This is a genomic window from Paraburkholderia phymatum, from assembly GCF_038900715.1.
Lineage (GTDB): Bacteria > Pseudomonadota > Gammaproteobacteria > Burkholderiales > Burkholderiaceae > Paraburkholderia > Paraburkholderia phymatum_A.
Window position 1 is genome coordinate 1 of the sequence record NZ_JAYMRZ010000049.1, and the last position, 20468, is coordinate 20468.

Below are 20468 nucleotides of genomic sequence, written 5' to 3' on the forward strand. Positions count from 1 at the left end.
GGTCTCGGGTCTCGGGTCTCGGGTCTCGGGTCTCGGGTCTCGGGTCTCGGGTCTCGGGTCTCGGGTCTCGGGTCTCGGGTCTCGGGTCTCGGGTCTCGGGTCTCGGGTCTCGGGTCTCGGGTCTCGGCGCCAAGAGTAGCGTGTTCCTCTGTCGGTGATAGGCGCAGACCGACCTACAAGTTAGTTCGAGACGTTGTAGCCAAGCGCCGCTCGCGTTTGCCTGCAGATCAGTTTCCGCTCCCGTAGCACATACGGCGGCACGCTCTACATGATTCGAGCTCGACCTCATCGTGGCCGGAAGCGTCGTTGGAGCATAAGCGCTTGAATTCACTCCAAGCGTCTCAGCGGCAGTAGACGGTCACGAGCGTGACCGACTATTTACCGTAAATAGCCCGCCGAACCGCATGACTGTCGGCTCGTCGCTCGCCGCACTTTCACCTATTTACCGTAAATAACCACGCGCCGATTTCTCGAGAGAACATTCCCGTCCGAGATTGCGCGCCGATCCAGTTGTGGCCACATTGCGATGCGGAGCCCGGCGCCATCCTATTTACCGTAAATAACCACGATGATCATCCGCTGGCCTCACGTTGAGCATGAGCGGACCCAAACACCAATCAGAGACACGCGCCTCTCCAGCAACATTAAATCGACACGCCACGCGTGCCCCGAAAAGAGGTCGAGAAATAGGAATGACGGGCAGGCAAGAAGCCGTGATTGCAGCAAGTCCCACGTACGCGGGAAAGAAATGGGGTGTACTGCAAGAGGCTGGTCGGTATCGACCCATGCAAGGAAACTACGGGACCACTCGGAATTGAAGCAGCATCGGACTGACCGCCACCGCCCTTAAAACTCTATGCCCAAAAAAAAGCGCCTACCGTGAGCAACGACAGGCGCCTTCACATCATTAAGTCCCCGACGACTGCACGTCCTCAAGAAACCCGGTAATCAGCTGCCGAAGCTCCTCAACCCGATCCTGCGGAACGCCACTCGCACGGAGCCGGATCACGAGCAAATCACCCTTTCGCTCGATGCCGACGTCCTCTTCTTTACGAGCGGGTGCCGCAGGACGACTCGCACCCAACAGTGCAGCCAACACTTCCGGCGCTGTTCTCGTCGAATCTTCCGCAAGCTCGATCGCGCGCTGCACGATCTCGTCCCGCGCCTTTTTGACGGCACCAGCCAATTTCCGGGCACCCTGAAACTGAATATCGTGCGGCGAAGGAAATGCGGCAACGACTTCATCAGGCAGTTCAGCCACCAGCAGCGCACTCGAAATATTTCCTTGCGACAGCCCGCACGCCTTCGCCATTGCGTTCTGCGACGGCCACAATTTGTCGTCCAACGCGCGCTTGTACCAGACGCCCTGTTCCCACGGACTCAGGTTCTTGCGAGCCCGATTTTCCTGATCCATCTGGACGAACTGGTTCTGCTCAGTGATTTCACGATCGACGATCGCATTCACCGGCAGCCCCAATTCCAGACACGCGCGATGGCGCCGATGACCGAACACGATCTCGTACCCATCGCCCTCGGCGTCCGGTCGAACCTTGATCGGTTGAGTGTTGCCGCCAGCTTCCGAAATGAGCGATTTCAATTCGGCGAAGCTCTCGTCGCCGAAATCCTGCCGATTCGCCCATTTCGACGCGTGAATCGTCGTGGGATCAAGCGCGCGAATCGGCACGGTTCCGTCGTAGTCTTTCAGCTGCGCCTCCAATTGCGAGACGCGATCGGAACTTTCGCGCATCGCGCTACGGAACGCGAGCATCTGACCGGGCGCCGTGCGAGGAGAAGCGCCGCGTCCGCCTTCAGGAGACGCCGGCGCGGGCACCATCAGATCACCAGTCTTTTTTGCCAGCCGGTCCTTGATCGACATCTAACCCTCCCTTATTTGGACTTTGCCCAAAAGGCCACAATGGATTGCTCGACGATTTCGGTCACGCGGTCATACGCCTCTCGCGCGCGGCGATACGTCTTCGCATTGCCGTCGTATCGCGAGATGTCGTACACGGTTCCGAACTCCGCCGAACTCGCCGCCGTCACAGCCGTCTTCGGAATCTCGACGGGCAGTACTTTTTCCGCATACGTCGCGGAAATCCACTCGCGCACGACGCCCGCCGCGGCATCCGCAGGGTCGACTCGTGAAAGCAGCACATGAATGAACTCGAATGACTTGTCGGTGTTCGTCTCCGCAGTCAGATTCGAGGCGAGATCGCTGAACAGCGTCCAGAACTGCGCCGAGCTGGCGAAGTCGAGTGCATTCGGCGGCGTCGGGACGATCAGGCCGTCCGCGGCCATAAACGCGTTGACAGTGCCGTAGCTCAGCGCGGGCGGCGTATCGATGATGATCACGTCGTAGTTGCTGCGCGCCTGCTCAAGACTCGTATTGAGCACGTTCCAGAACTCGAAGTCCGGCTCCTTCATCTGGCGACTCGGCAAGATAAATTCCACGTTGAACAGCGACGACGAAGCCGGGACGAGATCGATCCCGTCCCAGTATGTCTCGCGGATCGCATACTCGATGCTCCGTTGATCGCCCGTCGCAAGGGCGGTGATCGTCGAGTCTTCTTCGACCTCTGTGTCCGGCAGAATTCCGAACAACGTGGTCAGCGACCCCTGCGGGTCGGTGTCGATCACCAGAACGCGGTGTCCGCGCAAGCTCAGGCCCTGTGCGAGGGTCATCGCCGTGGTCGTCTTGCTCACACCGCCTTTGAAGTTGCCGATCGCGACCGTCATCGCCGGCGCGCTGTCCGGACGCAGCGCATTGTTGCGATAGGCGCGCACCCATTCACGCGCTTCCGGCAATGAGAATTCGCGCCGTGAACCCGTGGCATTCACCGTACCGGGCGGAAGATCGCCCTTCGACGCGCGATAGGTAATTTGACTCTTGTCGACTTCGCACAGCACGGCCAGTTGCGAAGCGTTGAAAACAGGCGGGATTTTGCGGGCGTTCGGCGCCAGCATGCGGCCCCGAACCTGCGAGACGATGTCAGTCGCGCGAGCGGCCTGATCGACGATGTCTTGAATGGTGATGTTCATTAGCTGATCCGCAGGAGACGATGCAGTCAGCTTATATCAGATGGCTCCACAGAAAGCCATTAATTCAACGGAAAAACGCGATTTTCAGGAATTCCGTTGCGACGCAATGTCCTGGTGATTTTGAGAAAGCCACAAGTCAAACTTGGCGACGTCGAATTCCGGCCGCACGCGATTTCTCAACCAGGACGCAAAATTCACGCGGCCGACGGAACCCGAAAAGAGTCCCGGACTGTCAGGCCGGAACTCTCGCGCGTATTTGGCGCCATCGCCCTCGATGAACTGTCGTGCGAACGTACGCTTCTCATCCTGCGTCAATGCCTTCACGGCTGCGGCGCACTGGAGCCGATCGAAATCGATTCGCAATTCCTGGATGCGCGCATCCAGTGTCCTGGAGCGAGCCGCAGCAGCCTGCTTCTGCGCCTTTTCGCGTTTTTCCTTTTCGTACTCTGGCTCGGAGACGTCTGCCTTGTTTTCGATCAGCGTGCGAATAAAGCCAGCCGTCGACCGCTTGATCTGCCCTTTGCGGTCTTTGTCTTCAGCGAGTTGAACGACGAGGCGCGCGCGCTCTTCGTCTTCGATGACAAAGCTGAGGGCGAGCTTGTCGCCAATTCCATGCGCGCGAAGTTTCCGATAAATCTCCGTATCGCGTACGTGTGCGAACTCGTCTTCGGTCTCCGGCGTCAGAAGCGACTGCTGAGCGCCTTGGTGAATGAGAAATTTCACCCCCGTCACCGAGCGGCCGAGCCGCTGATATTCGACGTCGACGTTGATGTCCGAAACGTCGTTGATTTCCTTCACGGCCTTCTGAATGACCTTGCTGTTCAGCCGACGGAAGTCGTCGTAGTACTCCTGGGTCGCGCCAAGCAGCTTCCGCAGCACCGGTAGTTCGATCCAGCCGGTCGAGCCAACCTTCTGAAAACGAAGACAATTCTCGTAGAGTGTCAGCGCGTGCGATTTCGAAAACTTGCGCTGCACGCCGAGATTGACGGTAGCGTAGATTGACGGATCGTAGAGTTTTTCGGCGAGCGCCTCGTCGTAGCGATACGAGCACACACCTGCCCGGATTTCGGCAAAGGACAGAATGGGCATCACGCTCCAGCGCTCCCGTCCGTCATCCATGACGTTGAATTCGACGGCCGTGGTGGCGAGCTGCCGCAATGCCTCGCGTAGCTTCTCGGTGTTCTCGCTTTCCGTCCAGCCGAGCACGAGCATGAGCGTCCGCACCGGGAGGCGGTGCGTTCTCGTGGTCAGAAGGTTGTCGTACGAGTGCAGCAGCAGCACGTTGGAAAGCTTTCGCTCCAGCAGCGAAAGTTCGCCGCTCGTATGAATCGCGGCGACGTGCTTTTTGACGCTCTCGCTCCGAACCTCGCTCGGCAAAGATTTGGGCATGCCGCGATTGTGCGCTAAATGACCCCAGCTTGCAATCATCGTCTGGGACATCTGAAACGCGCATCCGTCGAATTGCCCCGTTTCGTCCGCCCTTTTTGGCCAAGTCAATCCGGTTTTCGACGAATCCACCACAGACGGGGACAATTCCACCACGATTGGGGGCGCGAGACGCCCCGAACGGGGACGTTTAACCGGAAACGACACCCCGATGGGGGACGCTAGCCACCCCAAACGGAGACATAAGGTCCCTCAAACCCTTATCTGGTAAGGAATTGATTGCTGTAAACGGTGTAAACGTTGTTTACCAAACGGTATACAAACCTCAAGACACCCTAGACGGGGACAACTCGCCAGAATCTGTTGCTGTTTCAATGAGAAATTGCCCATCTCAATCGTGACTAGGGACATTAGCGCCAATTTCGAGAAGCTCGAAATATCGCGAGAGATCCACGCTAACTCTCTGAGCAAGAAACCAATTTCCGCTTTCTTTCACTCGGTGCATTTTCAGCATGTATGTATTTATCGTAAATAACTGGTGACCATTTCCTTTATCTGCTGACTCTTGTCACCCCGCTTGGGGACAATCGACTTATAGCGTCGTAGGACGATATCTAACACCCCAATCGGGGACATTCGACCACGCCTTCCGACAAAGGTACAAGAATCAAGCAGTTGCACTGCTCGCTACTGCAGTATAGCGGCGCATCTTGAGCAAGTTCGCTCCAGTCGTCACCCCAGATGGGGACGATCGAAGTGTCGTGACTTTTGCGTATTCGCTTTGTGGAAATTCCCCACCCTAACTGGGGACATCGGCTGGCGTGCACTGTATTTACCGTAAATAGATCGCGGGCGTAGCGAGCGCAGCGCAACAGTCCCAGAGCGTGTATCCATTGACTCTCGCCAGATCTCGGTAAAACGGACCATAACTGTGCCAAACAGCCACCGCACGCAAGCTGTCAGGCGCGCTGAATCACGCGAATTACGTCAATAGTAAGGATCGCCAGGAAATCGGGTCACAGCCCGCCCCAACTGGGCGCGAATAACGTCATTCGTATCAGAATTGGTAATTAATCGACACGTCGCACACGCCGTTGGTTTTCGACTGCGTAATCGGGCTGCCTGCCGCGCTGCCGAGCAGCCGCTTGAGCGCGCCGTCAGCGGTGACGAACCAATGTTTGTCGACGAACCAGATCAGCGTCACGCCGAATCCCGCCGACTTCAATCCCGCGCTTGCGTCGTACCGTGCGTATTGAGAGGCAGCCGCCTGCGCGGCGTTCACGCCGAACCAGCTATTCATGTACTTCGAATCGGCGAACGTGACGGATGGCCCCGCAAACCAAAAGAAATTTTCCGAACTGCCCGGCAGCGGCATGTACGCGCCCAGATCGGCGACCCACCCGTTCGAGCCACCAAAACTGCGCGTCACGGTGCCGCGAAACACGAGAGGGAATTCCTTGGAGATCACATACTCCCCGGCCAGCTTGACCTCCGGCGCAGGATTGATGTTGCCGAGTCCGTCGAGCCGTGTCGGATCGTCGTGCGCGCGCCGGCCCAGGTCGTAGACTGCAGCAATGCTGACGCGCCAGTTGTTCCCTTGCAGCACGTTGACGCCCACGCCTTCTCCAGTCGACAGGAAGGCAAGGTCCTTATACCGGATGTCGAGGCTCGGGCCGACCAGCGTGTGATAGCGGTCCGATCCGTCGTATCGCGGTTGGAAAGTCGAACCGATGCCGAGCCTGACTTCCCAGTCGGGGCGGCTTGGCTGATACATCTTTTCGAGCGGAATGCCTGCGGAATATTGCCACTCGCCGAGCGGCGACGGCGTTTGCGCGTACGCGGCGGGCGCGCCGCAGATCATATAAGCGAGGCTGGCGTAGACGGGTAGCTTTGTCATGTCGGCGAACGTCACGGTTGCGAGTTCGGGGATGCGACTCATTGTTTGCTACACACAACGCCCCCAATTTACGACAAGTGGAGGTCACGCGAAAGCCGCAAGCGTTATGCCTGCTCTCATGGACATGCGCCGTCCGTGACGTAATCGGCTTCACCGGCGCGCCCCGTCGCGAGAACGGAAAGCCGCCGATCATTCGACAAATCATCCGACGAGGCTCCGCGACTCCTCTATATAGTTGTCTTGCTAATCAATTCGTGATCGAATGGTCGCCATGTTCGATCAATGCCTCTATTTCAATGCATCCGCGCTGGCCCGTCTCGTCGAGCGGGAATGGGCACCCGTCTATGCGGAATTTGGACTGACGCCAGCGCAGGGTTTCGTCTTGCGCGTCGTGCTGGCGTCGCCGGGATGTCTGGGTAGCGAAATTGCCGACAAACTGGGCATCGCACGTCCCACGGCGACGCGGCTCGTCGACAGCCTTTCCGAAAAGAAACTGGTCGAGCGCCGGCAGGGCACATCCGATGGGCGCGAGTGGGGCGTCCATCCGACGCGCTCGGGCAAGGCGTTAGAAAAATCCATCGCCGACGCAAGCGCGCATCTCGCGAGGCGCCTGCGCTCGCGGATCGGAGCGGACATCGTCGAAACCACGGTGACGGGCATGCGCAAAATACGCAAGGCCCTCAGATGACGAAGCGCTGTCGTTGACGAACAGTTGTCTTGCTAATCAAGTGTTATCGCATGCGAGGAACTCAGCGTCCAGCCTACATTTCGGTTCATGAAATTGTAGGAGTGGCCTGAACAGTCAATTCAATCACAGGCGCTTTATCCGCGCGCGTTACCTTTGTACAGTCCAGCATCGAATCTCTGACTCTCGTTTTCCTCAGGGCAACCGACTTCACAGAAGCGGCAACGATGGACTATCTGCAGTCACTCAGGATGTTTGTAAAGGTCGCGGAGCTTGGCAGCTTTACGGGCGCCGCGGACCAGATGAACGTATCGAGCGCCGTCGCGACGCGCAGCGTGGCTTCGCTCGAAGAGCGTCTCGATGCACGCCTGCTGCAACGGACGACGCGCAGCGTCACGCTCACGGAAGCCGGCCGGCTGTTTCTGGACCGCGTGCGCGCGATCGTCGCGGATATCGACGACGTCGAAGGCGGACTGCTGGCCGCGACAGGCGTGCCGTCGGGCACGCTGCGCCTTGCGGTGCAGGGCACGGTCGGCGCGGGGTATCTCGCGAAACTGTTGGGCGCCTACACGGCGCGTTATCCGCTCGTTGTGCCGCAGGTGTTGTATGCGGACGGTCCCATCAGTCTGGTGGAAGGACGCTTCGACGCAGCCCTGACGAGCGACTACTATCCGCATCCCGGGTCAGTCGTGGTGCGCTTGGTCGCGCGTTCGCAGACGATGCTGGTCGCGTCGCCACGCTATCTTTCAAGCGTCGGCCGCATCAGACAGCTGATGGACCTCGAGCGCCTCGTGATGCTTTCGCACGAAGACGGCGCATCGGCGGCCGAGCACGATCCCGCGCGCCGATGGCTTGATGCAAACGCGCCGCACGCGACGCACATCCGCGCGAACAACAATGACATGCTGCGACGCATGGCGCTCGAGGGCATGGGCATTGCGTTGCTGCCGGCGTCGATCGTTGCGGAGGACATCGACGGCCGTACGCTCATGCAAGTGTTGCCCGATACGAATTTGCCTTCGACGGGGCTATCGATTGCATACGGTAGCCGCCGAAATCTCGCGCCGAACGTGCGCGCGCTCGTCGATTTTCTTGCGGCGCAGTCCGCATACGATTCACTCACGGCGCCCGTCAAGCACGACGACATCGCGCTGGAAGAGGGCGCGTAACGAAACGGGAGGGAAGGGCGGTCGAATGCGCACCGACGAAGAAGACGGCAGTTCGCTTTCCCGCCGCACGAAGTGCTGCGCGTTCGATCATTCTGTGACTCCACGCGGCCCCGTGTTCAGGGCATCCTAAGCACCCTCGGTACGCAAACGACGAGCATGCCGCGACGATCAGCGGCGGCGCAGCCAGAAACGTTTCCGCGAGCACCGGGACAGCAATGGTTCGCGCGTCTTGACGGCCCCGTTCCTGTTGCGAATCCGCATCTATTTACAACGACCTGGATGTGACCGCAGTTGCAAAGCGCGGCGCTTCGTCACTCCGACACTTGCGCATCCGCCAACGTCGCACGATCCCATCCGCCGCCGAGCGCCTTTAGCAACTGCACGCTTGCGTCGACTCGCCGCGCGTCGATCTGATCCGCCGTGCGCTCGTTGGTGAGCGCGATGGTCTGCGCGCTGACGACGTCGAGATAGCTGACGGCGCCCGCCTGATAGCGGTTCGTCGTCAGCCTCAGCGAAAGCGCCGCCGCCGATGTCGCGCGTTGCTGGCTGTCCGCTTCGTTCGCGAGCGTATCGAGCGCGGCCAGGTTGTCCTCGACCTGCTGGAACGCGACCAGGACCGTTTGCCGGTAATCGGCGACGGCGCCGTCATATTGCGCGGTCGCGTTCTTCAGAACGGCCGTGCGGCGGCCGCCGTCGAAGAGCGTCCCGGCGATCTGTGCGCCGAGCGACCAGAACAGACTCGGCGCGGTCAACCACGGCGCGAAGTACGTACTTTCGAGCCCGGCCGCCGCCGACAGCGTCAAATCCGGATAAAACGCCGCACGCGCCTCCCCGATCTGCGCATTCGCCGCGGCGACGCGCCGCTCGACGGCGGCGATATCGGGTCGGCGCTCGAGCAGTTGCGACGGCACGCCCGTCGGAATCTGCGGCAACGCGACGTTCTCCACTTTCGGCGGCAACGCGAACGACGAAGCCGGCTGGCCGATCAGCGTCGCAATCGCGTGCTGAAGCTGCGCTCGCTGCACGTCGATATCGCTGTCCTGCGTGCGCGTGCTTTCGAGCTGCGTTTGCGCCTGGGCGACGGCGGACGCATCGATTGCGCCGTCCTTCAATTGCTGCTGCACGATCTGCAGCGCGGCGGCGTAGGCCGTCACGGTATCGTCGAGCAGTTTCTTCTGGCGGTCGAGCGAGCGCAGGTCGAAATAGTCGATCGCGAGATCGGTGGCGACCGACAGCCGCACCGATTGCAGATCCGCTTCGCTCGCCTGCGCGTTGTCGCGCGCATTGACGGTCGCGTCCTTCACGCGGCCGAACAGATCGGGCTCCCAGCTTGCCGCGATGCCGACCGAGTAGTCGGGCACCGTCTTGCCAGCGAGCGACTTGCCCGCGACGTTCTGCGACGTGCGCGACCGCGTTTGCGCCGCGCCCGCCGTGACGACAGGCGCGTAGCCGGCGCGCTGATAGTCGACCATTGCGCGTGCCGCTTGCAGCTGCGCGACGGCCTTGCGCACGGTCTGATTCGACACGTCGACCTGTGCTTCGAGGCGATTCAGCTCGTCGTCGCCGTAGAGCGTCCACCATGGGCCGCGCGACTGCGCGTCGGCGGGCGTGGCAACGGTCCAGCCGGACGCTGCCTGCGGCGTGCTTGCATAGTGATCGGGCACGGCCGTTTGCGGCTGCGAATAATGCGGCAAGGTCGAGCACGCGCTCAACGCGCATGCGATGCCGATGAAAAGCGCCTTGCGGAAAAACGATGCGCGGACATTGAACATGATCAGCCTCGCCTCGCGCTCAACCGTGCTGCGCGGACGTTGCAGCCGCCGTCGGCGTGGTCGGCGCCGTCGAGACATGCACGGTTTCGCCGCTGCTGATCGAATCGCCGGGATTGTCGATCACGCGGTCGTTCGCTGCGAGACCCGTCGCGACTTCGACGGAGGTGCCGAAATCGCGGCCGATCGTCACGGTCTTCAGCTGCACCTTGTCGTCGTTGCCGATCACCGCGACGGTCACGCCATCGGGCCGGAAGAGCAGGGCGCTCACGGGCAGTTCGAGCGCCGGATGCGCCGTTTGCAGCGCGAGATGAACCTGCGCATACGCGCCCGGAAGCAACGCGCCATCGCGGTTGTCGACGTCCACTTCGACGCGCAACGTGCGGCTCACCGGGTCGATCGAATCGGCGCTGCGCGCGACGACCGCGTCGAAGCGGCGGCCGGGATATTGCTGCGTCGTCAGATAGACCTTCGCTCCCGCCGACACGCTGCTCGCGTCGTTTTGTGGCACGTCGATATAGACGCGCAAGCGGTCCGTCTGCTCGATGTGAAAGAGCTCGCCCGTGTTGGCCGCAAGTCCCGGCGATCCGCCCGCTGTCACCAGCGCGCCGATGTTCACGTTGCGCGCGGTGATCACGCCGTCGAAAGGCGCCGTCACTTTCTCGTACGAAACGAGCTCCGAAAGCCGCGCGACATTCGCCTGCGCCGCCTGCCACGCAGCGCGTTTCGCTGCGCTGTCGCTCGTCTTCGCGTCCGCGTCCTGCTGCGAGACAGATTGCGTTTGCAGCATCGTCTGCCAGCGCTGCGCGGTGCTGCTCGCAAAGCGGTAGTTCGCTCTCGCGTTCGCCTCGTCGGCGCGCGCCTGTTGAAGCTGCGCGTCGAGCTCCGGCGTCTGGATGTCCGCGAGCGTTTGCCCCGCCTTCACCTTCGCGCCGATATCCGCGTACCAGTGCTGGATATAGCCGCTCGTGCGCGCGTAGATCGACGCATCGGCGTAGGGCATCACGGAGCCCGGCAACAGCAGTTCCTGCGATGCGGGCGCGCGCTTCGGCGTTACCGCATCGACGGTCAGATAGCGCTGCGCGTTCACCTGATCCGTGAGCGACGTGCTCGCATGCAGGCGCGGCACGATGCCGATCGCGAGCAGCGCGGCGGCAATGGCCGCGAGCGCGATGGGCAATACGAAGCGCATGCGCTTGCCGGCGATGGCAGGTTGCTGGGTGCCGGCAGAATCGGCGAGCGCGAGGTCCGTGCCGGTGGACGGTTCGCGCTCCGTCGGCAGATTGGGCGTGGTCATGAAGTGTCCTTATTGAGCGTGTGTGGTCACGTCGGCGCGCTTCGCGTCGGCGTGCGCGCGGCGCTTCGCGAGCCACGCATGCACCGTCCCGAAGACGACGGGCACGAACATCAGCGTCGACAGCGTGCCGATCGCGAGGCCGCCGATTACCGCGCGGCCGAGCGGCGCATTCTGTTCGCCGCCGTCGCCGAGGCCGAGCGCCATCGGCAGCATGCCGATCAGCATCGCGAGCGCAGTCATCAGCACGGGGCGAAAGCGGTTGAAGCCCGCGTCGAGCGCGGCGGCGAGCGGCTCCATGCCGGCGGCGAGCGACTCGCGCGCGGTGTTGATCACGAGAATGCTGTTGGCCGTCGCGATGCCGATGCACAAGATCGTGCCCGTCAGCGCAGGAACGCTGAGCGTCGTATGCGTGGCGAAAAGCATCCACGCGATGCCCGCGAGCGACCCCGGCAAGCCGCTGACGATGATGAGCGGATCGAGCCACGACTGGAAATTCACCACCATCAGCAGATAGACGAGCGCGATCGCGAACACGAGACCCGCGCCGAGGCCGGCAAACGACTCGTTCATCGACTGCACCTGTCCGCGAATCACGATCGACGAACCGGGCGGCAACTGCGCGCGCGCCGCATCGACGAGTTTCGTCACGTCCGCGGCGACGCCGCCCAGATCGCGCCCTTGCGTCGACGCGAAAATGTCGAGCACGGGCTGCACGTTGTAGTGCGATACGACAGCCTGTTGCGAGGTGCGCGACATCGTGCCGAGCGTGCCCAGCTGATTCTGCGGATTCACGCTGACACGGTTCGTCGTCAGCGGAATGTTGGCGAGCGTTTGCAGCGAATGAATGTCGTACTGCGGGACTTCCGCCATCAACGGATAGCTGACGCCGTTCTTCGGATCGAGCCAGAAATTCGGCGTCGTTTGCGAACTGCCCGACAGCGCGATCAGCAGATTCTGCGCGACGTCCTTTTGCGTGAGCCCCGCTTGCATCGCCTTCGTGCGATCGACGTCGACGTCGATGGTCGGCTCGTCGCCAGGCTGCTGGATGCGCGCATCGACGAGGCCACGCACGCTGCGCATCTGCGCGAGCAGCTTGTCCACGACGACGCGATTCTGCGCGAGCTTGTTGCCGACGATCTGCACGTCGATGGGCGCGGGCAGACCGAAGTTCAGGATCTGGCTGACGATATCGGCGGGCAGGAACGCGAACGTGACGCCCGGAAACGATGCGGCCAGCACGTTGCGCAATTGCGCGACGTATTGAGCGGTCGGCTTGTGATCGGGCTTGAGCGTCACCATGATGTCGGCGTCTTCGGGGCCGATCGGGTCCGATGAGTCGTAGGTCAGGTTGATGCCGCTCACGGGCACGCCGATGTTGTCGAGCACGGCCGCCTGTTCCGACTGCGGAATCACGGTGCGTATCTTTGCTTCGACTTCATCGGTGATGCGCGCCGTCTGTTCGATGCGCGTGCCCGTCGGCGCGCGCAGATGCAGACGGATTTCGCCCGTATCGACGGCTGGAAAGAAGTCGCGGCCCGCGAACGGAATCAGCGCGAGCGATCCCACGCACAGCGCGAGATAGACGGGAATGAAGCGGCGACGGCTCGCAATCGCGCGTTGCAAGACGCGACGATAGCCGTTGCGCAACGCTTCGAAGCGGTGTTCGAAGCGGGCCTGAAAGCGCGCGAAGATCGCGAGGCGGCCGCGCACGGCATTGCCGTTCTTCGACGGTGCGCGCATCAGGTACATCGCGAGTGTCGGAATGAGCGTGCGCGAGAAAAAGTACGACGCGCACATCGCGAACACGACGGCTTCCGCCATCGGCACGAACAGATAGCGCGCGACGCCCGAGAGCAGAAACATCGGCACGAACACGATGCAGATCGCGAGCGTCGACACGAATGTCGGCACGGCAATTTCGCCGGAGCCGTTCAGTATCGCGTCGTGCAGCGGCTCGCCTTTTTCGAGGTGATGCGTGATGTTTTCGATTGCCACGGTCGCGTCGTCGACGAGAATGCCGACCGCGAGCGCCAGTCCGCCGAGCGTCATGATGTTGATCGTTTGACCGAGCGCCGACAGCGCGATCAGCGACGTGAGCACCGCAAGCGGAATCGACACGGCGATGATCAGCGTCGCGCGCCAGCTGCCGAGAAAGAGCAGGATCATCGCGGCCGTCAGGCATGCGGCGATCAGCGCTTCGCGCACGACGCTCGAGATCGCGGACTTCACGAACACGGACTGATCGGAAAGCGGTGTGATGTGCAGCGCGTTCGGCAGGCCGGCCGCGATCTTCGGCAACATCGACTTGACCTGCTGGATGATCGTGAGCGTCGATGCGCTGCCCGTCTTTTCGACCTGCAAGAGCGCCGAGCGCTTGCCGTCGCTGCGCACGATATTCGTTTGCGGCGCGTAGCCGTCGATCACGTGCGCGACGTCGCGCACATAGACCACGCTGCCGTTCACGGTCTTGATGGGCAGATCGTTGAGCGCGGCGACCGTGTCGGTGCTGCCGTTCATTTCGACGTTGTATTCGCGCGAGCCGATCTTCGCGGTGCCGCCCGGCAGGATCAGGTTCTGTGCGTTGACGGCATTGACGACGTCGCTGGGTGCGAGGCCTTTCGCTTGCAGCGCCTTCGGATCGAGCTGCACCATGATCTGCCGGATCTTGCCGCCGTAGGGCAGCGGCACGGCGGCGCCCTGAACGGTCGCGAGCTGCGTGCGGATGAAGCTGTTGCCGAGATCGTAGAGCGTCTGTTCGGGCAGCGTCGGGCTCGAAAGACCCAGTTGCAGCACGGGCACCGTCGACGCGTTATACGTGATGATGTTCGGCGGCAGCGTGCCCGGCGGCAGGATGCGCAGGATCGACGCGGAGTTCGACGCGGCTTCGGCGATCGCGCGATTGATGTCGGCGCCCGGATGAAAGAACACCTTAACGACGGACACGCCATTCAGCGATTGCGACTCGATGTGCTCGATATCGTCGACGTCGCTCGTGAGCGCGCGCTCGTAGTTCGACGTGATCCGATGTGCCATGTCTTCGGCGGAAAAGCCGTTGTACGACCAGACGATGCTGACGACGGGAATGTCGATGTTCGGAAAGATATCCGTCGGCGTGCGCAGGATCGCGAGCGGCCCGACGATGAAGAGCAGCACTGCCAGCACGACAAAAGTGTAGGGCCGCCGCAGGGCCAGCTTGACGATCCACATGACGTTTCCTTGGACGATGAACTGTCGGCATGCGCATGCGCGGTTCACGCGCGGGCATGTCATGGGGTCGCAGTGTGGCGGCGGCGCACTTACCCATTAGTGACTGGCACATTACAAATCCGACATCTTGCGGGGCGATTGATGGGCCGTGATGCATGCCCATCGAGTAGATGACGCATTTGTCATGTGAGAGACAGGCTTAGGTCAGCACTCATTGCACACAATGACGTTAACCCTTTGCGAACCGAAACCGACAAGAGACGAACCACGCGAATCTGCGGCGAAGGGCATTGGGGCCGCCTTCGTGAAGAAGGCGGCGCTGGTCAACGATTTACACGCAGGTGAACCATCATGAAAGCACTGATTCAGGTTGTTATCGTTTCGTGCGCACTGGCTGCGCCGGCACTCTCTTTTGCTCAGGCCGATCAAGGGCCGGTCACGCGCGCTCAGGTGCGTGAAGATCTCCAACGCGTCGAACAAGCGGGCTATCGTCCGGGCGGCGACGAAGCGACTTACCCTGCCGATATCCAGGCAGCCGAAGCGAAGGCATCGACAGGCGAGCAGCAGCCGATGGAGCACACGGCCGTCGGCGGCGTAGCGCCGAATGGCTCGATGCAGATGGGCGCGCCCAACACGACGGACGGACATCCGAAGTCGATTTTCTTCGGCGGTCAATGAGCGCGACGCGGCGAGCGCAATACGCTCGCCGCATGTCCTGAGAAGAGAAGCCCGCGCGGGAATTCCGCTGCGAGGACCGAGAGGAAAACAAAAAGCGAGGCGGACGCTCGCAGCAGTTCGTCAGCACCCCAGCACGTTCACTGATCGTCGCCGCTGTGCGCGGCTTCGCCCGTCGCGCCATCCGATCCCTGCGAGCCGGTGTGCGCAGGCTTCATGTGCTCGCTTGTTCGCTCTGCTCCCGTACTGACCTGCTCGGCGGCTGCCGTCGCGGGTGTGTCGACCGTGTCGCCGAGAATGGGTGGCATGCCGCGACTCGGGATCATGTCATCGGGCGTCGTTTCGGGATTCGCTCGCGGCGTCCTGGGGCGATGCCGGTGCGGGGCCGCCGTTTTCTTTGCGGCCTTTGCGCTGGCCTGCGCGCCGGGCTGCGTATCGGCAACCACCGCGACGGCTTTATTGTTGTCAGCGGGCGCGGCATCGTGCGACTGCAGTTCGCGCTGCAGTGCCAGTGCCTGCGCGTTGTTCTTGTCCAGCATCAGAATCGCGTCGACCAGCACTTTCGCGGACGCTCGGTCGTGACGGCCCAGGCTGTCGCGCGCCGCTTGCAACGTGGACGCAAAGCGCGGATCGAGCGGGCGTTCGAGCGAGATTGTGTCTGTGTCAGCGGTTGTGTCGTGAAGCGGCAGGTAAGTGATGTCGCGCGCGCTCGCGGCAGCCGCCGTTTTCACGTCAGACGGATGATGCCTGTCGGGGTCGATCAGCCACGCCGCCACGACGGCGCCGCCGATCAGCAGCCCCGTTAGGGCAAGGCTTTTTGTCTGACTGATCATGCCGGCCATCCCGTGAGAATGTGAGCATTGATCTGATCTACGCGGCGCGGTTTCCCCTCAATGGTAAGTGTCAGTGTGCGGCGCTTGCGACGTCGGGTCCGACAATGATTAGTCGCGGTCGGACAGCAACGCAGCGATAGACCCGCATCGACTTTTCGACGTAGCGCGCACGCTTTCTTCTGTTGGATGCACGCTTACGGCCGGTCGCCAAACGTTGGCTATCGTCAGACACTACGCGGTCGTCACCAAAGCAATGGAAACGCCCTGATTGCGGGCGGAGTCCTTTAATTTTCAGGCGCTCAGGATCGTTTAGACGATACGCATCCCGGCATTGGCATAAGCCGTGCAATTGTGGATGCGGGCGCAACGACGACCGGTTTCGTGCTGCCGCTACGGCGTCGGCAATATCGATCGGATTCCGAAAAGCGAGTTGTTCGTTCGAGCCTCTTTGCTGGTGCGCGGCCTGGCCGATCGTTCCATCAACGTTGAACATGGCGCGCGCAATGGACCTGAACCAGGTGCATACGGATGTTCGACACGCTTATTGGAGTCGTCATGAAAGCGAAATCCCTCGCCGCGCTGCTGGTCGCGTGCGCTTCGATGTCGTCTGTTCCGTCCTTCGCGGGCGGTTATGGCTCAGCATCCTCCTCCGCCGATTACTCCGCGGCCCATGCGTCCGTCTCTCAGTCCGTCTCTCATCATGCTCAAACCGTTCGCACGACGACGATGAAACACGAGCAGGGCGGCATGGACGACCAGAACCGGGGCGACATGGGCGGCGACGAATTCACCCGGTCGCAGTCGGGCCATCGCGATCCGTCGGATACCCTCGATCCGATGTATCACGGCGGTTGACGGACAAGGTCACAGAGCGCCATTAATCGCGCTCTGTGACCCGAACGTTCCTTGAACAGACCGGGCTTTATTCATATGATTGAATCTTTCCGTGTTCGCGGAGCCCGCTGCGATGGAACGCGCCCTTCTCGTCGACGACGAGCCGTCTACGCTCGATGCATGGGCGAGCGCATTTCTGCACGCGGGCTATGAGGTATTGATGGCCGCCGACGGTGTCGAGGCGCTCGAATTGCTGCGTGCGTCGGCCGTCGATTACGTCATTGCCGATCTGCGCATGCCCCGCATGTCGGGCGGCGTGTTGTGCGAGCGCATGCGCGACGACGCGACGATCGCCGACGCCATTTTCATTCTCGTGTCGGGCGAGCTGACGCCGCCCGCGTTCGTCCGCTACGACGGCTACTTTCGCAAGCCGCTGGACCTCGCGGCCCTGTTCGAAACGATGCATCGTCTGCGTTTCAGTACCGAGCGCGTGTATCGCGGTTTGGGTGAAGCACGCATTCACCGCAATGCGTCTGCGGAAAGATCGATACGTAAAACAGACAGTTGATTGAAACGGACCCGCGTGTCGCGTTCATCAGCGAAGGCGCTTACAGTACTTTTCCCGGATTGAGTATGCCCTTGGGATCGAGCGCGTTCTTGAGCGTGCGCATCAGTGCGAGTTCAGCGGGCGAGCGCGAATAGCCGAGAAACGGCTTCTTGTGCGTGCCGATTCCGTGTTCGGCAGAGACCGAGCCTCCCATCGCGCGCACGACCTCATACACGACGACATCGACCGCATGCACGTCGTCGACGGGCAGTTCTTCGATGGACACGCCGATGTGCACGTTGCTGTCGCCGAGATGACCAAAGAAAAGGCTGACAACCTGCGGCCAGCGCGAGATCAGCGCCTTCTCGCAGCGCTCGGCAAACTCGCCGATAAGCCCTATCGGCAGGCTCACATCGTAATTGATCAGATTGGGTAGCTCATCGATCGCGAGCCCTTCGCGGATCAGCCATAGCGATTGCGCCTGCTGCAACGAAGTGGCGAGGACGGCATCGCTGACGAGATTCGCTTCGAGCCAGGCGCCGAGGCAGCTTTCGAGCCGCGCGGCGCTTGCTTTCGCGTCGTGGGCGGCCGTCGCGCATTCGATCAGCACGTAGAAGGCTTGTTGTGCCGGCAAAGGCGCCTGCACACCGGGCGTATTCGCCGACACATAGCGATAGAAGTCCGCCCACATCACTTCGAAGCTGCTGGCATCGGGCAATTGCGCGCGGACCTGCTGCCAGAGCGCGACCACCGACTGATAATCCGGCACGACGCACAGGCACGTCGAAGCCGACGGAAGCTCGGGATAGAGCTTGAGCACCGCGCGGGTGATCACACCGAGCGTGCCTTCGCTGCCGATCAACAGGTGCTTCCAGTCGTAGCCGGTATTGTTCTTCAGCATCTTGTTGAGCGAGCCGACGATCGTTCCGTCGGCGAGTACTGCTTCGAGTCCGAGAACCTGATCGCGCACGACGCCGAAGCGGATCGCGCGATTGCCGCCGGCGTTGGTCGCGAGATTGCCGCCGATCTGGCACGAGCCGCGCGCGCCGAGGTCGTACCCCAACTCGAAGCCGGCGGCGCGCACCGCTTCCTGTACCGTCTGCAGCACGGTTCCGGCCTTCACGGTGACGGTGCTGGCCGCAACGTCGATTTCTTCGATTCCGCTGCAACGCTCCATCGACAGCACGATCTCGCCGCCTAGCGGGACTGCGCCGCCTGCGAGACCCGTCATGCCCCCTTGCGGCACCACTGCCATACCGAGGCGATGACAGAGCCGCAAGACGCGCGACACCTCTTCGGCCGAGCGTGGACGCGCGAGCGCCAGAGGGCGGCTGCCGGGTGCTTCGCCGAAGCCTGTGAAGTAGCGCGGCGCGACGTCGATGCCCGGCGTCACGATGTCGGTTCCCAGTTCCTTTGTCAATGTGGCGAGGATGTCGGCTTGGTTCCGCGATTCCACTTGAACGCTCCAGAGGCGGCAGGGTCAGGCCAGATGCTGACGCGCGAACGCGCACGTCGACGGCAGACGCTCACTATTGCCCACTGGCCGATTCCGCGCAATCGATTAATCCGCATGCAATACATGATAAAAAATGATGCGGCATCGCGCGTGGCCGACGCGCATGCGTGCGTGAAGCCGGGCAATCGGAAATCAGATTCTGTTCCTGAATCTGGGGATGCTCTGCAATGTCGAACGGAACCGCGCGGCAAGCTTGCCGAATCCATCCGGAGTGGGATGAAGTTCATTTGCCCAGTCACTGGATGACAGCGTACCTTGCGTTTCGACGAGCACGACGTTTTGGTTGATCGCGCACAGATCTTTCAACCTGCTTTTAAAGGCTTCGAGGATGGTCTTCACAATGTGCCGGCCTTGCTCGACATCGGGCCAACCTTGCTCCACGAGCGAAGGTCGAAGCCAGGGGCCGGCAAACGGACACGCTCCAATGCCCGTCGGAATCGCGAAATCGTACGCGTGAAGGAGGATGGTTGCGTTGCTCGCATACAGGTTTCGTATTCGGATCAACTCGAGGTAGGCGCCATTAACGACGCCCAATATGTCGCGCAAGAGTTCGCTATTGACGCCTTGGGTCGGGTCGTTATTCACGTCCGCTGCATTCTCCAGCCAGAAACGGAACTGATCGCCGACCAGATCGTTGCCTCCGCCTGAGAACATGAGGACGTCGATTGGGCCGTGTGCCGGCTCACTGATGTAGTCGATCAATCGCTGACGTTTCGTCACGCCCATCAGGGTGGTCGTTGCATCGCCGTAGTGGGCGAGTTTCATCATCGCGGGCGTCAGTGTTGCCTGGCTTTTCAGGCTGTCCGCAACGTCTGTATGACCGATCAACGGAAGCGGATAGTCGAACCATGAGTCGCCGTCGGCCACGATGATCAACGGAATGAGGCCTCCCGACAGATGGCTGCGCTGCTGCCTTATTCCGTCGACGCGCGCCTGATTTTCCTCTGCGCGTCGTTGCAGATCTTTTTCGATCCTGCGCTGCGTTTCGCTGTAGACGTTGTTCTCGGCGGCGGAGTCATATGTGCTCACGATGGCCCTCGATATCTCGTCGTATCGACAGTGACAGACACCCGAGATCCCGGCTTCGGATCGCGCGGCTTGTGCCCCGCAGTTCATCGAGTGTGTGCAAAAAGACTAGTCAACGGAGGGGCGTTAAACAACCGCGTGATAAGCGTGCCCCAATAGTCGGATGCATATGGCCCAGTGAACCGACTTGCCAGTTGCGCAATGAAGTCGAACGCATGGAGAGTACAAAGGAATTCGTGAGTGCCTCTTGACAGAGGCAATTGCTATATGCGCACGACCGCTTATTCTGGTCCAAAAAAATTATTTGCAGAAGTGCTTGACGCGGTGAATGGCGATCCGCATAATTCGGCCTCTCCAAACGACGGGGACGCGAAAAAGCAGCAGCTTTTAGCGGTGTTCTTTAAAAACTAACAGCCGACAGGTGTGGGTGCTCGATGATGGCGCGCGGTGGTTCGTATGAACTGCCGAAGGCAAAAGTAATCGAGTCTCACACAGAAAGAAATTGAGGAAGGTTTGACGGGGTTGAGAAACCCGGTCGAACCATCTGTCAGTGATTTTGAGTGAGCGACCGGTTCGTCAAGAACCGAA

General features: G+C 61.2%; 17 protein-coding genes. 6 read left to right on the plus strand and 11 right to left on the minus strand.

What is annotated here, in order from left to right:
• Positions 1–907: 907 nt before the first annotated feature.
• The 4 genes from VSR68_RS41680 to VSR68_RS41695 form a co-directional block, all read right to left on the minus strand.
• Positions 908–1876 (minus strand): ParB/RepB/Spo0J family partition protein, encoded by a 969-nt coding sequence (locus VSR68_RS41680; protein ID WP_342945249.1) that lies wholly within the window; start codon positions 1874–1876, stop codon positions 908–910.
• Between the two features lie 11 nt (positions 1877–1887).
• Complete coding sequence (locus VSR68_RS41685) at positions 1888–3039, minus strand: ParA family protein (protein ID WP_342945250.1); 1152 nt, start codon at positions 3037–3039, stop codon at positions 1888–1890.
• Positions 3040–3123: 84 nt separating this feature from the next.
• Entirely contained in the window at positions 3124–4479 is a 1356-nt protein-coding gene (locus tag VSR68_RS41690) for a replication initiation protein (RefSeq protein WP_342945251.1), read from the minus strand.
• Positions 4480–5482: 1003 nt separating this feature from the next.
• Positions 5483–6322 carry a MipA/OmpV family protein gene (locus VSR68_RS41695; RefSeq protein ID WP_342945265.1) on the minus strand — a complete coding sequence of 280 codons (840 nt, stop codon included), beginning with the start codon at positions 6320–6322 and terminating at the stop codon, positions 5483–5485.
• A 271-nt stretch (positions 6323–6593) separates the two neighbouring features.
• Here VSR68_RS41695 and VSR68_RS41700 point away from each other — a divergent pair, with 271 nt between their 5' ends.
• Positions 6594–7010, plus strand: coding sequence for a MarR family winged helix-turn-helix transcriptional regulator (locus VSR68_RS41700; protein ID WP_342945252.1), 417 nt, complete (start codon positions 6594–6596; stop codon positions 7008–7010).
• Between the two features lie 224 nt (positions 7011–7234).
• Positions 7235–8176, plus strand: a complete 942-nt coding sequence (locus tag VSR68_RS41705; RefSeq protein WP_342945253.1) for a LysR family transcriptional regulator — start codon at positions 7235–7237, stop codon at positions 8174–8176.
• Between the two features lie 311 nt (positions 8177–8487).
• Here the strand turns inward: VSR68_RS41705 and VSR68_RS41710 are convergent, their stop codons facing one another.
• Genes VSR68_RS41710 through VSR68_RS41720 form a run of 3 tightly spaced genes read right to left on the minus strand, consistent with a single transcriptional unit; the run spans position 8488 to position 14449 of the window.
• Positions 8488–9948 (minus strand): efflux transporter outer membrane subunit, encoded by a 1461-nt coding sequence (locus VSR68_RS41710; RefSeq protein WP_342945254.1) that lies wholly within the window; start codon positions 9946–9948, stop codon positions 8488–8490.
• A 19-nt stretch (positions 9949–9967) separates the two neighbouring features.
• Positions 9968–11242 (minus strand): efflux RND transporter periplasmic adaptor subunit, encoded by a 1275-nt coding sequence (locus VSR68_RS41715; protein WP_342945255.1) that lies wholly within the window; start codon positions 11240–11242, stop codon positions 9968–9970.
• A 9-nt stretch (positions 11243–11251) separates the two neighbouring features.
• A complete protein-coding gene (locus tag VSR68_RS41720) occupies positions 11252–14449 on the minus strand; it encodes an efflux RND transporter permease subunit (protein WP_342945256.1) in 3198 nt (1065 codons plus the stop codon).
• 351 nt (positions 14450–14800) lie between these two features.
• Between VSR68_RS41720 and VSR68_RS41725 the strand changes: the two genes are divergently transcribed.
• Positions 14801–15127 (plus strand): DUF4148 domain-containing protein, encoded by a 327-nt coding sequence (locus tag VSR68_RS41725; RefSeq protein ID WP_342945257.1) that lies wholly within the window; start codon positions 14801–14803, stop codon positions 15125–15127.
• Positions 15128–15264: 137 nt separating this feature from the next.
• Here VSR68_RS41725 and VSR68_RS41730 read toward each other — a convergent pair whose 3' ends face one another.
• Together VSR68_RS41730 and VSR68_RS41735 are read right to left on the minus strand one after the other, a co-directional pair.
• Positions 15265–15957 (minus strand): hypothetical protein, encoded by a 693-nt coding sequence (locus VSR68_RS41730; RefSeq protein ID WP_342945258.1) that lies wholly within the window; start codon positions 15955–15957, stop codon positions 15265–15267.
• Between the two features lie 70 nt (positions 15958–16027).
• The gene (locus VSR68_RS41735; RefSeq protein ID WP_342945259.1) at positions 16028–16450 is read right to left on the minus strand and encodes a hypothetical protein; all 423 of its coding nucleotides are present in this window, start codon (positions 16448–16450) and stop codon (positions 16028–16030) included.
• Between the two features lie 35 nt (positions 16451–16485).
• Between VSR68_RS41735 and VSR68_RS41740 the strand changes: the two genes are divergently transcribed.
• Both VSR68_RS41740 and VSR68_RS41745 read left to right on the plus strand, forming a co-directional pair.
• Positions 16486–16812, plus strand: coding sequence for a hypothetical protein (locus tag VSR68_RS41740; protein WP_342945260.1), 327 nt, complete (start codon positions 16486–16488; stop codon positions 16810–16812).
• Between the two features lie 112 nt (positions 16813–16924).
• Complete coding sequence (locus VSR68_RS41745) at positions 16925–17359, plus strand: response regulator (RefSeq protein ID WP_342945261.1); 435 nt, start codon at positions 16925–16927, stop codon at positions 17357–17359.
• A 40-nt stretch (positions 17360–17399) separates the two neighbouring features.
• Here the strand turns inward: VSR68_RS41745 and VSR68_RS41750 are convergent, their stop codons facing one another.
• The gene (locus VSR68_RS41750; RefSeq protein WP_342945262.1) at positions 17400–18794 is read right to left on the minus strand and encodes an FAD-binding oxidoreductase; all 1395 of its coding nucleotides are present in this window, start codon (positions 18792–18794) and stop codon (positions 17400–17402) included.
• Between the two features lie 192 nt (positions 18795–18986).
• Positions 18987–19883 carry a hypothetical protein gene (locus VSR68_RS41755; protein WP_342945263.1) on the minus strand — a complete coding sequence of 299 codons (897 nt, stop codon included), beginning with the start codon at positions 19881–19883 and terminating at the stop codon, positions 18987–18989.
• Between the two features lie 264 nt (positions 19884–20147).
• Between VSR68_RS41755 and VSR68_RS41760 the strand changes: the two genes are divergently transcribed.
• Positions 20148–20291 (plus strand): hypothetical protein, encoded by a 144-nt coding sequence (locus VSR68_RS41760; protein WP_342945264.1) that lies wholly within the window; start codon positions 20148–20150, stop codon positions 20289–20291.
• Positions 20292–20468 lie beyond the last annotated feature (177 nt).